This is a genomic window from Bifidobacterium sp. LH_730 (assembly GCF_056355835.1).
Genome location: NZ_JBKETB010000007.1, coordinates 28,046 through 42,428 on the forward strand (window position 1 = coordinate 28,046; position 14,383 = coordinate 42,428).

At 63.1% G+C, this 14,383-nt stretch carries 12 protein-coding genes; 10 read left to right on the forward strand and 2 right to left on the reverse strand.

All coding sequences use genetic code 11. The annotated features are described in order from the left end of the window. Positions 1-204: 204 nt before the first annotated feature. Positions 205-1,197 (reverse strand): 2,3,4,5-tetrahydropyridine-2,6-dicarboxylate N-succinyltransferase, encoded by a 993-nt coding sequence (dapD, locus tag AC1AUD_RS09140; protein ID WP_476574040.1) that lies wholly within the window; start codon positions 1,195-1,197, stop codon positions 205-207. Between the two features lie 317 nt (positions 1,198-1,514). On the opposite strand from dapD, the gene AC1AUD_RS09145 reads away from it, so the two are divergent. The 8 genes from AC1AUD_RS09145 (at position 1,515) to AC1AUD_RS09180 (ending at position 10,990) form a co-directional block, all read left to right on the forward strand. After that, on the forward strand, positions 1,515-1,808 hold the full coding sequence (locus AC1AUD_RS09145) for a DUF2089 family protein (RefSeq protein WP_476574041.1): 294 nt from the start codon (positions 1,515-1,517) through the stop codon (positions 1,806-1,808). A 555-nt stretch (positions 1,809-2,363) separates the two neighbouring features. Continuing rightward, positions 2,364-3,488, forward strand: coding sequence for a peptide chain release factor 2 (prfB, locus tag AC1AUD_RS09150; protein WP_476574042.1), 1,125 nt, complete (start codon positions 2,364-2,366; stop codon positions 3,486-3,488). 38 nt (positions 3,489-3,526) lie between these two features. Further along, positions 3,527-4,933, forward strand: coding sequence for a cell division ATP-binding protein FtsE (gene ftsE / locus AC1AUD_RS09155; RefSeq protein WP_476574043.1), 1,407 nt, complete (start codon positions 3,527-3,529; stop codon positions 4,931-4,933). Continuing rightward, the gene (gene ftsX / locus AC1AUD_RS09160) at positions 4,930-5,853 is read left to right on the forward strand and encodes a permease-like cell division protein FtsX (protein ID WP_476574044.1); all 924 of its coding nucleotides are present in this window, start codon (positions 4,930-4,932) and stop codon (positions 5,851-5,853) included. Before ftsE ends, ftsX begins: the two co-directional genes overlap by 4 nt. An 80-nt stretch (positions 5,854-5,933) precedes the next feature. Beyond that, positions 5,934-7,334 carry a CHAP domain-containing protein gene (locus AC1AUD_RS09165; RefSeq protein ID WP_476574045.1) on the forward strand — a complete coding sequence of 467 codons (1,401 nt, stop codon included), beginning with the start codon at positions 5,934-5,936 and terminating at the stop codon, positions 7,332-7,334. Between the two features lie 157 nt (positions 7,335-7,491). Further along, on the forward strand, positions 7,492-7,968 hold the full coding sequence (gene smpB / locus AC1AUD_RS09170) for an SsrA-binding protein SmpB (RefSeq protein WP_476574046.1): 477 nt from the start codon (positions 7,492-7,494) through the stop codon (positions 7,966-7,968). Between the two features lie 146 nt (positions 7,969-8,114). Next, positions 8,115-10,007, forward strand: coding sequence for a glutamine--fructose-6-phosphate transaminase (isomerizing) (gene glmS, locus AC1AUD_RS09175; RefSeq protein WP_476574047.1), 1,893 nt, complete (start codon positions 8,115-8,117; stop codon positions 10,005-10,007). A gap of 167 nt (positions 10,008-10,174) precedes the next feature. After that, the gene (locus AC1AUD_RS09180; protein WP_476574048.1) at positions 10,175-10,990 is read left to right on the forward strand and encodes a pseudouridine synthase; all 816 of its coding nucleotides are present in this window, start codon (positions 10,175-10,177) and stop codon (positions 10,988-10,990) included. Here the strand turns inward: AC1AUD_RS09180 and AC1AUD_RS09185 are convergent. Then, a complete protein-coding gene (locus AC1AUD_RS09185; protein WP_476574130.1) occupies positions 10,980-11,969 on the reverse strand; it encodes a LacI family DNA-binding transcriptional regulator in 990 nt (329 codons plus the stop codon). The two genes, AC1AUD_RS09180 and AC1AUD_RS09185, sit on opposite strands and share 11 nt — an antisense overlap. A 218-nt stretch (positions 11,970-12,187) precedes the next feature. On the opposite strand from AC1AUD_RS09185, the gene AC1AUD_RS09190 reads away from it, so the two are divergent. Continuing rightward, positions 12,188-13,105: a carbohydrate ABC transporter permease gene (locus tag AC1AUD_RS09190; protein ID WP_476574049.1), complete on the forward strand. Its 918-nt coding sequence runs from the start codon at positions 12,188-12,190 to the stop codon at positions 13,103-13,105. Between the two features lie 66 nt (positions 13,106-13,171). Further along, positions 13,172-14,146 carry a carbohydrate ABC transporter permease gene (locus AC1AUD_RS09195; protein WP_476574131.1) on the forward strand — a complete coding sequence of 325 codons (975 nt, stop codon included), beginning with the start codon at positions 13,172-13,174 and terminating at the stop codon, positions 14,144-14,146. Positions 14,147-14,383: the final 237 nt, after the last annotated feature.

Sequence of the window (14,383 nt, forward strand, 5' to 3'; positions counted from 1 at the left end):
CGCAGGCCGGAGTCGAAAAATCTCACCCACCTAGGATGACCGTGGGTGAGATTTTTCGACTCCGCGCTACGCGCTCCGCTCAAAATGACAGAAAAGCGTCAGTGGAACTGGTGATCTGACGCGTGCGTCGGCAAGGCGCACCGAGGGAAGGCGTACAAAGGTACGTCGACCGAGGAGCAACGCAGCCGACGCTCCGTCAGATCGTCAGTTGTGCTTATGCAATTCGGCGTTGAGCTCAATGCCGACCTTGCGGGGGCGGGCTTCGATGGCGCCGGTCACCGAGTTGCGGATGAACAGGATGTTGTTCTTGCCGGAGAGCTCGGCGCCCTTGACCACGTCCAGCGGCTCGCCGGCGGCGGCCTTGGCCTTGTCCCAGATCGTGACCTTGGTGCCGGCGGTCACGTAGAGGCCCGCCTCGACGGTGCAGTTGTCGCCCAACGAGATGCCGATGCCAGCGTTCGCGCCGAGCAGCGAGTGCTCGCCGATGGAGACGCGGTGCTTGCCGCCGCCGGAGAGGGTGCCCATGATCGAGGCGCCGCCGCCGATGTCGGAGCCGTCGCCCACGACGACGCCCTGCGAGATGCGTCCCTCGACCATCGAGGTGCCGAGGGTGCCGGCGTTGAAGTTGACGAAGCCGGCGTGCATGACGGTGGTGCCTTCGGACAGGTAGGCGCCGAGGCGCACGCGCGCGGCGTCGGCGACGCGGACGCCGGTGGGCACGACGTAGTCGAGCATATGCGGGAACTTGTCGATTGCGGTGACGGTCACGTCGACCTTCGGCAGGCCGGGGGCGGTCTGCGCGGCGGCGGCCATCACATCGGCCTTGCGCAGCGCGAAGTCGGCGACCGCGAAGGGGCCGTAGTTGGTCCATACGACGTTGGCGAGCTTGCCGAAGATGCCGTCCAGATTCAGGGTGTTGGGCTGGGCCATGCGCATGCTCATCAGATGCAGGCGCAGGTAGGCGTCGGCCGCGTCCTCGATGGGCTCGTCGAGCTTGGAGACCGTGAACACCGGCAGGCGGCGCACGCCGCGCGCGTCGGTCTCGGCGTGGACCAGCGCATCGAAACCATGGTTCGGCCTCGACCCCTCGGCGGGGGCGGCCCCCAGATTCAGGGACGGATACCACACGTCCAGGGTGTTGCCGGCGGCGTCGACGCTCGCCAGACCCCATCCCCATGCCTCACGCGCTTCGCTCATATCAGACTCCTATCGTTAGTGAGTTGCGTGCCGGTACAACATTACCCCTTGGCCTCCGCAGTGTGTTTTTTTAGGAGTCTCGCGTTCCGGTTGGCGTGGATTTATGACCTTATGATTTGTGCTAGATATATGCGATTGGGGATGCTCTGAGTCTTGGTGACTTCATGCGGATTGCGTTCCTTGGCATTTTGATTGCTGAATGTTCTGGCTGTTTGGCCTTTCTTTTTTTTTGACGGAGTCGTCCTTGGTTTGACAAAGCATCTCGTTTTCTTTAATATTATTAAACAGAAATTAATTTAATTAAAGGGAGGGGTGATGTGGACCGTCTACCAGATTGGCTGTCTCGACTGGCAGATGAAGATATAGCATTCATTAAGAATTTCATTTTGTCGTCGGGGTCTCTGAAGCGAATGGCTCAGTTGTATCAAGTCTCCTATCCGACCATGAGGCTTCGGCTGGATAGGCTCATCGAGAAGATTCGTCTGGATGATTCCGAGACGGACGATTCGTTTATCCTCTTGGTGAAAAGCCTTGCCATTGAGGAGAAGTATGACGTGGATACCGCACGGGTGCTCATTGATGAGTACAGAAAAAGAAAGGTTGAATCATGAGCTGGGCATGGACTGCGTTGCCGATTGAGATTCTAGGCATAGCCGCCATATGCGTCTTGGTCGTCTTCGTCGCAAGAGGACTCATTCGATATGCGAATTCATTGAGGAAGGAAGGTAAATCGCCTAGGCAAGCAAAAGAAGACAAAAGAATCACCTTGCATGACCTATAAGCGGTGCGATTTCTTTAATTAAGAAATCGCACCAGCTTTATATATTCAACGCATATCGTAGGAATTGCGCTTGAATTGTCGGAGTAAGTGCGACAAGGTTTGAGCGTTGGATTTCATAAGGTGCCCTGTATCCGTGGTATTTGCGTGATCTGCGATTGATGGCCGTTGCACACGGCCCAGACTTCCGGGCGCTGGCGATGGTGGTGGAAAATGCTCCCCGTCTGTCATTGAGGCTCTTGGAGCGCATGTAGGAAGATGTCGGAACTTGTGGCTGCTCCGGCGGTTGACGCGCGGCGCAGTCTCGGGTCGGCTGTGGGCATACCGTCAAGGTTGGGGATGATTGGTAGGGTGGAGAGGTTCACGACGATTATGGTGGTAGGTAATTATGGCTGAATTTGATTTTGCACAAGCAATCGGCGAGGCTCGCGCCAAATACGAGTCCATTGCGGCGGCGGTGGATGTCGACCGTCTCAAGGCGGATATCAAGGAACTCGAGGTGGCCGCCGCCGCCCCCGGGCTGTGGGATGATCCCGATAACGCGCAGAAGGTGACGAGCAAGCTGTCGGCGGCCGAGTCGCAGCTGAAGCGTCTCAATTCCGCGTCCAGCCGCATCGACGATGTGGAGACGCTGGTCGAGCTGGGACGCGAGGAGGAGGACGCCGAATCCCTTGAGGAGGCGCGTCAGGAGCTGGATTCGATTCAGTCCGACCTGAGCCAAATGGAGATCCAGACGCTGCTCGACGGCGAATATGACGAGCGAAGCGCCGTGGTGACGATCCGCTCGGGTGCCGGCGGCGTGGATGCGGCCGATTTCGCGCAGATGCTGCTGCGCATGTATATGCGCTATTGCGAGCGCAACGGCTACAAGGCGAAGGTGATGGACACCAGCTACGCCGAGGAGGCGGGCATCAAGTCGGCGACCTTCCAGGTCGACGCGCCGTATGCCTACGGCCGCCTGTCGGTCGAGGGCGGCACGCACCGCCTGGTGCGCATCTCGCCCTTTGACAACCAGGGCCGCCGTCAGACGAGCTTCGCCGCCGTCGAGGTGGTGCCGCTGGTCGAGGCGACCGATCACATCGACATCCCGGACACCGATATCCGCGTGGACACCTACTGCTCCTCCGGCCCCGGCGGCCAGGGCGTGAACACGACGTATTCGGCCGTGCGCATCACCCACCTTCCCACCGGCATCGTCGTGACGATGCAGGACGAGCGCTCGCAGATCCAGAACCGCGCCGCCGCCATGGCCGTGCTCCAGTCCCGTCTTCTCGTGCTCCGCCACGAGGAGGAGGCCAAGAAGAAGAAGGAGCTCGCCGGCGACATCAAGGCGAGCTGGGGCGACCAGATGCGTTCCTATGTGCTCCATCCCTATCAGATGGTCAAGGACCTTCGAACCGGATACGAAACCAGCCAGACGCAGGCCGTGTTCGACGGCGATATCGCCGCCTTCATCGACGCCGGCATCCGCTGGCGCCACGAGCAGCGGCGCGAGGCCGCGGCCGAGGAGTAAACCCAAAGCCGTCGGAAAACAGTGGACGGAAGGAAGACATGGCGCTTATCTCGCTCGATCATGTGACCAAGATCTATCCCAAGGGCACGCGCCCGGCACTGGACGACGTGAGCCTTGACATCGACAGGGGGGATTTCGTCTTCCTCGTCGGTGCCTCGGGCTCGGGCAAGTCGACGCTGCTGAGCATGCTGCTGCGCGAGGAGGAGGCCACGGACGGCGAGATTCGCGTCGCCGGCAACGATCTGCGGCGTCTGACGAATCGTCAGGTGCCCCAGTATCGCCGTCAGATCGGCTTCGTCTTCCAGGATTACAAGCTGCTCAACAACAAAACCGTCTGGCAGAACGTCGCCTTCGCGCTCGAGGTGATCGGCATGCGCCGCTCCACGATCAAGGCGTTGGTGCCCAAGGTGCTGCAGACAGTTGGCCTGACGGGCAAGGAGAACAACTATCCGCGCGAGTTGTCGGGCGGCGAGGCGCAGCGCGTGGCCATCGCGCGCGCCTATGTGAACCATCCGCAGATTCTGCTTGCCGACGAGCCCACCGGAAACCTCGACCCGACGACCTCGCTGGGCATCATGGAGGTGCTTGAGGCCATCAACCGCACCGGCACGACGATCGTCATGGCCACGCATAACGAGGAGATCGTCAACTCGATGCGCAAACGCGTGATCGAGCTGCACACCGGCAAAATCGTTCGCGACGAGGCGCAGGGATCCTATGATTCCGCGCTGTATTTCCCCGATGCGCAGGTGGAGGCCAACGCGCAGCAGGCCATCTCCGGGCATGTCGACGATGCCCGCTTCCGCCCCGCCGGCCAGCGGGGCGCGACGGATGAGGCGGCCTCCATCCCCGGGCGCAAGCGCGACGCCACGGCGATCGAAGCCACGATGGCGGTCTCCCAGGGCATCGGCGAGGACGAGGGCATCGCCCGTCTCGCCAGCTCCATGCACTCGGGACGCACCGGACGCTACGGCGAGGCCTTCGCGCCGGTCGAGACGACCCTGACCTGGGGCAAGGGACTCGATCTGGAGTCGCTGGCCGCCAAGGAGAAGGCCCGGGCTGAGGAGGCAGCGGGACAGGAACCCGAGGTCGATGACGCCACGGCGGAGGAAACGCTGGAGCCGGACGACATGACGGCCGCCGGGAACGGCAACGCCGACGAACCCACGCCGCTGGAGACCACCCAGGCCTTCGATCCGCTTGCCGAGGGCTGGAATCCTCTGGATCCAGCCCAGGCGCATGAGTCGCATATGGCCTCGGTCGAACAAACCCTGGCCGAACGGACTCCGTCGGAGCCGTCGCCGGATGACGGCGACACCGATGCCGAACACGTCGAACTCACAGAACCCGTGGCCCCCCCGATGCCTCCCGCGCCCCCGGCCGCGGCACCCGGCATCGACCGCGACGGCGAAACCCGGTCCGAGGACAAGGAGGAGGAACGATGAGACTGCGGTTCATCCTGTCGGAGACCTGGACCAGTCTGAAGCGCAATGTGCCGATGCTGCTGTCGGTGATGCTGGTCACCTTCATCTCCTTCCTGTTCATCGGCGCCTCGATGCTCACCCAGGCGCAGATCACCAAGGCCAAGGGCGATTGGTATGACAAGGTCGAGGTCGTCGTGTGGCTGTGCCCCGACGGCACCAGCCAGTCCGCGAACTGCGCCTCCGGCAAGGCCCCGAGCCAGGCGCAGATCAACGACCTGCAGAAGACGATCCGCGACGAACTGGCCGACGACGTCTCGAAGATCACCTTCAAAAGCAAGCAGGAGTTCTATGAGGACACCTTCCTCAAGCAATATCCGAAGGGCGAATATCAGGGGCGCACTCTGACGGCCGACGATATGCAGGATTCCCTGTGGCTCAAACTGCGGAACCCGGAGAAATACCAAGTCGTTTCCGAGGTGCTGTCGGGGCGCGATGGCGTCGAGGAGGTCAATGACCAGCGGCAGATCTTCGAGCCGGTGTTCGCCGTGCTCAACCGCGCGACGGCTGTGACGGCCTCCTTGGCGGCGGTGATGGTATTGGTCGCGATTATGCTCACCGGCACCACGATCCGCATGTCCGCAGCATCCAGGCGCACCGAAACCGAGATCATGCGTTTCGTGGGCGCGTCGAACTGGACGATACGCCTGCCGTTCATCCTCGAGGGAGTGCTCGCCTCGCTGATCGGCTCGCTGCTGTCGTGCGGCATGCTCGCGCTGATCGTGAAACTGTTCGTCGAGGGATGGATGGCGCAGTCGATCAGTTGGATCCCCTTCGTCAACCAGACGAGCGTGCTGCTGATATCGCCGATATTGATCGCCGGGGCCGTGCTGCTTTCCGTGCTTGCCTCGACGATATCGCTGCGCCGATACCTGAAGGCGTGAGGCATCCCGCAATCGCGAGGCGCAATTTTCAGAAAACCATGATATCGTCTGATGCGATTCCGGTGAAAGGACGACAGACAATGACGAAGACCCGCTTCAAGGTCAAGCCGTTGGTCGCGATGCTGGCGGCCGCCTCGCTGGCCGCGGCTGTGCCCGTGGTCATGCCGGCTCCCCAGGCGCAGGCCGACACCTACACCAATCTGCTCAACGCGCAGTCCCGCCGCTCCGCCTCCGCCCAGCGCGAGGCCGAGCTCCGTTCCCAGCTCAAAGGCGTGAGTTCGGAACTGGCGAATAAGATCGTCGAACTCGACAGACTCACCAACACCCGCATCCCGGCCGCGCAACAGGCCGTCAACGACGCCAACGAGGCCGCCGCGACGGCGCAGGACGAGGCCGAGGCCGCCGCCGACCGGCTCGAGGCCGCGCAGCAGGACAAGGCGAACCTCGAGCAGCAGATCGAACAGACCGGCAAGGACTATGACGACGCGCACGCCGCCGTGGCGTCGATGGCCCGCGAGTCGATGCACGGCACCGAGGCCTCCGATCTGATGAGCGTGGTCACCGGCGCGACCAGCACCGAGGACTTCGTCAACGCGATGCAGTCGCGTGACGCGCTCTCCCGCAACGAGGCGAACGCCGCCGCCGATGCGGCGACGACCCTGAACACATCCAAGAACCGCAGCCAGCGACTGGCCGACATCGAGCAGGAGATCGCCCAGCTCAAGACCAAGAAGCAGCAGGCCGCCGCCACCGCGCAGCGCAAGGCCGACGCGGCGCAGGACGAGCGCGATGCGCTCGACAAGCTGCGCGTGCAGGGCGAGAGCAAGCGCTCCGAACTCGAGGGATTGCAGGGGGAGCTCAAGTCCAAGTCCGCCAAGCAGGCCGCGCAGACCGTGCTGCTGCAATCGCAGGTCGACTCCTACAACCGTCAGTGGGCCCAGGAGCAGGCCGATGCGGCCAACCAGAACAACAACGGCACCCAGGGCACCACGCGGCCCAACACCGGTGGCAGCAACACCGTCTCGCCGGCTCCGAGCCCGTCTCCGGCGCCGAATCCCACGCCCACGCCGTCGCCTTCCCCGTCCCCCGCGCCCTCCACGCCGAGCGGCGGCTCCTCGGGCGGGCAAGGCACCTCCAACGGAGACTCCGGCAACGCCTACGCCGCCGGGCAATGCACATACTGGGCCTATGAGCGTCGCCACCAGATGGGCATCGGCACCCCCTCCTATCTGGGCAACGGAGGACAATGGTATTACACCGCGCCCCAGTATGGTCTGCGCGTCGACCACAACCCCGAGGTGGGCGCGGCCCTGTCGTTCCTGCCCGGCCAGGACGGAGCCGATGGTTTCTACGGCCATGTGGCCGTCGTCGAAGCCGTCAACGGCAATACCTTCACCATCTCCGAGATGAATGCGGCCGGCCTGTGGGTCGTGTCCTACCGCACCCTGACCAACTACGGCCAGTACTGGTTCGTCCACTGACGGCACCGGCCCGTCAATCTCCGCGTAACGCGTATGATTCGCAATCGACGCGCCGACCCGATGGGCGGCGCGTCGTGCTATCCTCGGTCGTTGCCCGTCGACGGCGTATGGACGCGGACGGAACCCGCATATGGAAGCGCAAGGGGAGGAGGTCCCGATGGCAAAGGAACAAGGCACGAAGCTGATCGCGCAGAACAAGAAGGCCCGGCATGACTATGCCATCGAGGACAAATACGAGGCCGGCCTCGTGCTGACCGGCACCGAGGTCAAGTCCCTGCGCGAGGGGCGCGCCTCGCTGGCGGAGGCCTTCGTCTCCATCGATAGGCGCGGCGAGATGTGGCTCGAACACGCCAACATCCCCGAATATCTCAACGGCACTTGGAACAACCACGCGCCCAAGCGCAAGCGCAAGCTGCTGCTGCACGCCGCGCAGATCGCCAAGCTCGCCCGGCAGACCGAGGCCAAGGGATACACGATCGTGCCGCTGAGCCTCTATTTCAAGGACGGCCGCGCCAAGGCCGAGATCGCGTTGGCCCGCGGCAAGAAGGAATTCGACAAGCGCCAGGCCCTGCGCGAGGAGCAGGACAAGCGCGAGGCCTTGCGCGCCATGCGTTACGCCAATATGCGGCACTGAGGCTGCGCGCCGGCCGAAAGCCGGCGGGCGCATCCGTCCCGCGGCCTGACCGCGGCGCCATTTCCTCCGTTGGTTTACGGCCGTACGGTGAACATCCGTCCCCATGCGCTCCGCCGGCGCGCGAAATTGGGCTAGTCTGGGGAACTATGTGTGGAATCGTCGGATACGCAGGAACCATCGACACCGCTTGCGGCAAACCCCTCGAAGTCTGTTTGCAGGGCCTCTCCCGTCTCGAATACCGCGGATATGATTCCGCGGGCGTGGCGCTGACCGCCCCCGGCATGGACCGGGTCGAGGTGCGCAAGAAGGCGGGGCGCCTCGCCAATCTCGAAGCCGATATCGAGCGTCGCCCCCTGCCCGATGCGACCGTGGCTATCGGCCACACGCGCTGGGCCACCAACGGCGTGCCCTCCGATGTCAACGCGCATCCGCATTCCAGCCGTGACGGCAAGGTCGCCATCATCCACAACGGCATCATCGAGAACGCCTCCCAGCTGCGGCTCGACCTGATGGCGGAGGGATATCATTTCTCCTCCACCACCGACACGGAGGTCGCCGCCAAGCTGCTCGGCAAAATCGTCGACACCGTGATCGCCGAGAAGGGCGAGCCCGACCTGTTCGAGGCTGTGCGCCGCATGGCCCGCATGCTCGCCGGCGCGTTCACGATCCTCGCCACCGACTGCCGCCAGCCGGGCATCGTCGTCGGCGCGCGCCACGACTCGCCGCTGGTCGTGGGACTGGGGGAGGGGGAGAACTTCCTCGGCTCCGACGTGGCCGCCTTCGTGGCCTACACCAAGCGCGCCCTCGAAATCGATCAGGACCAGTGCGTGTGCGTGTCGGCCGATGCGGTGACCGTCACCGATTTCGACGGCAATGTCATCGACTCCCCGAAGACCTACGAGGTGGATTGGGACGCCTCCGCAGCCGAGAAGGGCGGCTGGGACTCCTTCATGGACAAGGAGATCCACGAGGATCCGGCCGCCGTGCAGCGCACACTGCTCGGGCGCTTCGACGAACGCGGCGACATCACGCTTGACGAGGTGCGCATTGACGACCATGATTTCAAGGCCATCGACAAAATCGTCGTCATCGCCTGCGGCACCGCCGCCTACGCCGGGCAGGTCGCCAAATACGCGATCGAGCATTGGGTGCGCATCCCGGTCGAGGTGGAGCTCGCGCATGAATTCCGCTATCGCGATCCGATCTTGACCCCGCGCACGCTGGTCGTTGCGATCTCGCAGTCCGGCGAGACGATGGACACGCTGATGGCCCTGCGGCATGCGCGCGAACAGGGCTCGAAGGTGCTGGCGATCTGCAACACGCAGGGCGCCTCGATTCCGCGCGAATCCGACGCCGTGCTCTACACACATGCCGGCCCGGAGGTGGCCGTCGCCTCGACCAAGGCCTTCGTCGCGCAGGTCACCGCCGCCTATCTGCTGGGCCTGTACCTGGCGCAGGTCAAGGGCGCGATGTTCCGCGACGAGATCCACGCCACGCTCGACTCATTGAAGGACATGCCCGCCAAGATCCAGTGGATCCTCGACACGCAGACCGGCGCCGTGTCCGACGCGGCCCGCCGCATGGTCGATGCGCATTCCTTCCTATTCCTCGGGCGCCATGTCGGCTACCCGGTGGCGATGGAAGGCGCGCTGAAGCTCAAGGAGATTGCCTACACCTTCACCGAGGGCTTCGCGGCCGGCGAACTCAAGCACGGGCCGATCGCGTTGGTCGACGAAGGCGAGCCCGTCGTGTTCATCGTGCCTCCTGCGCGCGGACGCGATGTGCTGCATGCCAAGGTCTTGTCCGGCATCGAGGAGGTCAAGGCGCGCGGCGCGTTCATCATCGCCGTGGCCGAACGCGGGGACAAGGATGTGGAGCGTTACGCGGACGTCGTCTTCTGGCGGCCCGCCTGCCCGACGCTGCTCTCGCCGCTGGTCGACGTGGTGCCGCTGCAGCTGTTCGCCATGGATATGGCGCGGCTCAAGGGCTATGACGTCGACAAGCCGAGGAACCTTGCCAAGTCGGTTACGGTCGAGTGATTATCGTTTATAGGGGTGTCCGGGGGCGGACGGGATATCCTTCGTCCGACACGCTCCGGGCCGCTCAGGCCAAGTCTTTACGGTCTGACAAAGGATATCCCGTCCGCCCCCTCGTTGCGTTTTCAGGTTCGATCGGGTGTGAGATGACGAAATCCGCACATCGTTGGGTGACAGAGGAACCGGATATTCCGTTTGAGCTTGAGGTGCTGTATGAGGATGCGGGGATTGTTGTCGTGGACAAGCCGCATTTCCTGGCCACGACGCCTCGGGGGATGTGGTATCGGCAGACGGCGCTGATCCGGCTGCGCGAGATGTTCGACGAACCTGCCATCACGCCGGCGCATCGGTTGGACCGCCTGACCGCTGGCGTCGTCGTCTTTGTGCGCGACCCGGCGCTGCGCGGCGCATATCAGATGTTGTTCCAGGAGCGGCGTGCGGAGAAGACGTATGAATGTCTGGCACCGTGTCTGCCAGTTGCTCGGCCCCGTACCGGCACGGTGACGCGGCTGGAACCGCCGCGTCCGTTTCCATTGCTGCGTCGTTCGCACATCGTCAAGCAGCGCGGCATATTGCAGGCTTGGGAGGAAGCCGGCGAGGTCAATGCGGAGACGGTTATCGAGCGGTGCGAGGGGTATTCCTGCGCGGCAGACCCGTCTTGCAGGGATGGGATTGCGACAAGGGATTGGCGCCGCCCTGGGGATGTGTCGGGGAATGCTCTGCTGTCCCGGTATGTGCTGCATCCGCGCACCGGGAAGACGCATCAGCTGCGCGTGCATATGAACGCGCTTGGCCTGCCGATCGTCGGGGACGACTTGTATCCGCGCATCGAGGAACGCGCCACCGATGACTTCTCTCGCCCGCTTGAGCTTGTGGCGCGGCGGCTGTCCTTCGCTGATCCGGTGAGCGGCGAGCGGCGGGAATTCGTCTCCCGCGTGCCGTTGGGGCGTATGCCGTCGGACGGTGGCTCAGATCTCAGGCGTTGAGATCGCGCACCGAGCCGCGTTCGACCAGCTCCGGTGGAATGACGGTCTTGATGCCGACCGGCACGCGCTCGCCTTCGCATTGGCGACGCACCATCGAAAACGCCTCGGATCCGATGCGGTCGAAGCGCATGCGCATCGTGGACAGATTGAGCCGCGGGATCATGCCGACAAGCGAATCGTCGACGCCCATGACGCTCACATCCTCGGGCACGCGTTTGCCGGCGGCCTCCAAACCACAGATCGCACCATAGGCCATCTGATCGTTGGCGGCATAGATGGCGGTGCATTCGGGGTCATGCGCCAGCGCAAGGCCAGCCTGATAGCCGCTGTCGGCGAGCCAATCGCCCACATACATCGAAGGCACGCGCACGCCAAGCTGCTCCAGCGAGTCGCGCCAGCCCCGGGCACGGCTTTCGGCGGCGCGCGAGGAGGAGGGGCCTGCGATGTGATAGACGGTTCGGTGCCCCTTGCTCATCAGATAGTCGACAAGCGCGGTCGAGCAGCCGTATTGGTCGGTGTCGATGGTGGGGCAGTGGTCGGCCGCGCCTTCGGTGACGAGCACCACCGGCAGATCGCGCGGCGGAACGAAGGCGTTGAAATCCGCGATCATATCCTCGAGCACGACGATCACGCCGTCGACCGGCTGCTGCTTCATGCGCTCGATGGCTGTGTGCAATGTGCGCTCAGATCCGGATCGCATGGTCTGCACAGTGATCGAATAGTCATTGTCGGCTGCGGCGGTGGCGATGCCGTTGAGGATGCGCGCGTTGCCGTAGGTGGTCATATTGAACAGGACGACGCCGATATCCTTGAACCGGCCGTGCTTCAGAGCGCGGGCGGCATAGTTGGGGCGGTATCCAAGTTTTTCCATGGCGGCCTCGACGCGTCGACGCGTCTCGGGGCGCACGGCGCTACTGCCGTTCGCCACCCGGGAGACGGTCTGCGGGGAGACGCCGGCCTCCCTAGCGACGTCTTGCATCGATGTTGCAATGGTGCGTTCCATATTCGCCTACTTCACTGATGAAACGACAATGTTTTCGTTACCATTATAGCTATTCCTTGGAAAGCCGCGACACGGCGAATTCTTGGAAAAATCAACGATGGTGATATCATGGCATCGTAAACATTTGGAACGGGTCGTTCGGCAAGCCACAGCGGGACATGTCGAATGACCCATCCCTTCGAAGGAGAGGGTCTATGGTTTCTGCAACAGCAACCGCCGCCCCAACGCAGGCTCGCGTGAATAAGCATAAGCGTGATTGGCGTGGTTGGAAGTTCATGTGGCCGTTTTCGGTGGTGTTCGTGTTCGTGTTCATCGTGCCGATCGTGTACGCCATCTATATCTCGTTTTTCCAGAAGAAGATGATCGGCGGCAACCAGTTCGTGGGTTTCGCGAACTACCAGCGCCTCTTCCAGGATGGCCAGTTCTGGAGCGCCGTGGGCCGCGTGGCTTTGTTCACGTGCGTGCAGGTGCCGATCATGCTGTTCCTTGCGGCGGCCCTGGCGTTGGCGATCGATAGCGCGAAGCTGCATGGCACGAAGTTCTTCCGCATCTCGACGTTCCTGCCGTACGCGGTGCCGGCGGTGGTGTCGACCCTGATCTGGGGCTTCATGTACGGCGCGAAGTACGGTCTGGTGGGCTCGCTGAACGACTTCCTGGGCACCAACATCGACGTGCTCGCGCCCTCGGTCCTTCTTGCTTCGATCGGCAATATCGTGACGTGGGAGTTCACGGGCTATAACATGCTGATCTTTTATTCGTCCCTGTCGACGATCCCTCATTCCTTGTATGAGGCTGCTGCGATCGATGGCGCGAGCGAGTGGCAGATCATCAAGTCGATCAAGCTTCCCGAGCTTCGTGGTGGTTTGGCGATCACGGTGATCTTCTCGATCATCGGTTCGTTCCAGTTGTTCAACGAGCCTTCGATTATGGAGAACATGGTTCCGGGTAATGCGATCACGACGTATTACACGCCGAACATGTACGCGTACAACCTGAGCTTCTCCGGCAACCAGTCGAACTACGCGGCCGCCCTGGCGATCGTGATGGCGGTGATCACGATGGCGATCGCGTACGCGGTGCAGCTCAACAGCATGAAGGAGCAGATGAAGTGACCCGCATGCTTAAGACGACGTTGATTGTGATTGCGAAGGAGCGAATCTGATATGACGAGTGCAACCATGACTGCCGCTTCCTTGAGGGAGCAGGAGAAGGCCGCGAAGAAGGCGGAGAAGCTCCGCCAGAAGAGGGTCGCGAGGGACGAGGCCGCCGAGCGCAAGCGTTCGGCGAGGAATGGGTTCGCGAACGTGCAGAACCCGCGCCGCAGCACCCTGCTGACCATCGTGACCGCCATCTTCGCGGTGTACTGCCTGTTCCCGTTCGTGTACTTGGTGATCAATGCGACGAAGACGCAGGCGGACTTCACTTCGACGTTCGGCCTTGGTTTCGGCAAGTCGTTCGCCTTGTTCGACAACATCGCCACGGTGTTCTCCTACCAGGACGGCATCTTCGCCCGCTGGCTCCTGAACACGCTCCTGTACGTGGTGGTGGGCGCGGGCGGCGCGACCCTCCTGGCGATCATGGGCGGCTACGCTTTGGCGAAGTTCCGCTTCCCGGGCCGCAAGGCCGTGTTCGCGGTCATCATCGGCGCCATCTCCGTCCCCGGTATTGCCCTGGCGGTCCCGCAGTTCCTCCTGTTCGCCAAGCTCGGGTTGACGAACACGCCGTGGGCCATGATCATCCCCAGCCTCATCAGCCCGTTCGGCCTCTATTTGATGTGGATCTTCAGCGAGCAGGCCGTGCCCACCGAGTTGTTGGAGGCGGCGCGCGTGGACGGCGCGAGCGAGTGGCGCACGTTCTGGACCATATCGCTGCCCCTGCTGGCGCCGGGCATCGTGACGACGGCCCTGTTCACGATCGTGGCGACGTGGAACAACTACTTCCTTCCGTTGATCATGTTGAAGGACGCGGACTGGTATCCGTTGACGATCGGTTTGAACCAGTGGAAGGACCAGGCCTCGACGGCGGGCGGCCAGGCGATCCAGAACCTGGTCATCACCGGATCATTGATCACGATCATCCCGCTGGTGATCGCGTTCCTCCTGTTGCAGAAGTACTGGCAGTCCGGACTCGCAGCCGGCGCAGTCAAGGAATGAGCTGACGCAGGCTTGGACCGGCGCGTGTGCCCGGGGCGGGGTCGGGATATGCCATGCCCGACACGCTCCGGGCCGAGCCGTTAAGCGGACAGTCCTGTGGACTGTCCGTAGGCGAGGGGAGCGGCTGTGCCGCGACGGACGCGCGCAGCGCGTTGGGCCAAGTCCTTACGGTCTGACACGGCATATCCCGACCCCACCCCTCCGTTCCAGCGCCGAGGTCGCGGTGGGGAGGGATAA

Bases quoted from the DNA above. Each gene is read 5' to 3' on its own strand.
- AC1AUD_RS09190 (WP_476574049.1), top strand. From the start codon at position 12,188: ATGGTTTCTGCAACAGCAACCGCCGCCCCAACGCAGGCTCGCGTGAAT.
- smpB (WP_476574046.1), top strand. From the start codon at position 7,492: ATGGCAAAGGAACAAGGCACGAAGCTGATCGCGCAGAACAAGAAGGCC.
- prfB (WP_476574042.1), top strand. From the start codon at position 2,364: ATGGCTGAATTTGATTTTGCACAAGCAATCGGCGAGGCTCGCGCCAAA.
- ftsE (WP_476574043.1), top strand. From the start codon at position 3,527: ATGGCGCTTATCTCGCTCGATCATGTGACCAAGATCTATCCCAAGGGC.
- glmS (WP_476574047.1), top strand. From the start codon at position 8,115: ATGTGTGGAATCGTCGGATACGCAGGAACCATCGACACCGCTTGCGGC.
- AC1AUD_RS09165 (WP_476574045.1), top strand. From the start codon at position 5,934: ATGACGAAGACCCGCTTCAAGGTCAAGCCGTTGGTCGCGATGCTGGCG.
- AC1AUD_RS09185 (WP_476574130.1), bottom strand. From the start codon at position 11,969: ATGCAAGACGTCGCTAGGGAGGCCGGCGTCTCCCCGCAGACCGTCTCC.
- dapD (WP_476574040.1), bottom strand. From the start codon at position 1,197: ATGAGCGAAGCGCGTGAGGCATGGGGATGGGGTCTGGCGAGCGTCGAC.
- ftsX (WP_476574044.1), top strand. From the start codon at position 4,930: ATGAGACTGCGGTTCATCCTGTCGGAGACCTGGACCAGTCTGAAGCGC.
- AC1AUD_RS09195 (WP_476574131.1), top strand. From the start codon at position 13,172: ATGACTGCCGCTTCCTTGAGGGAGCAGGAGAAGGCCGCGAAGAAGGCG.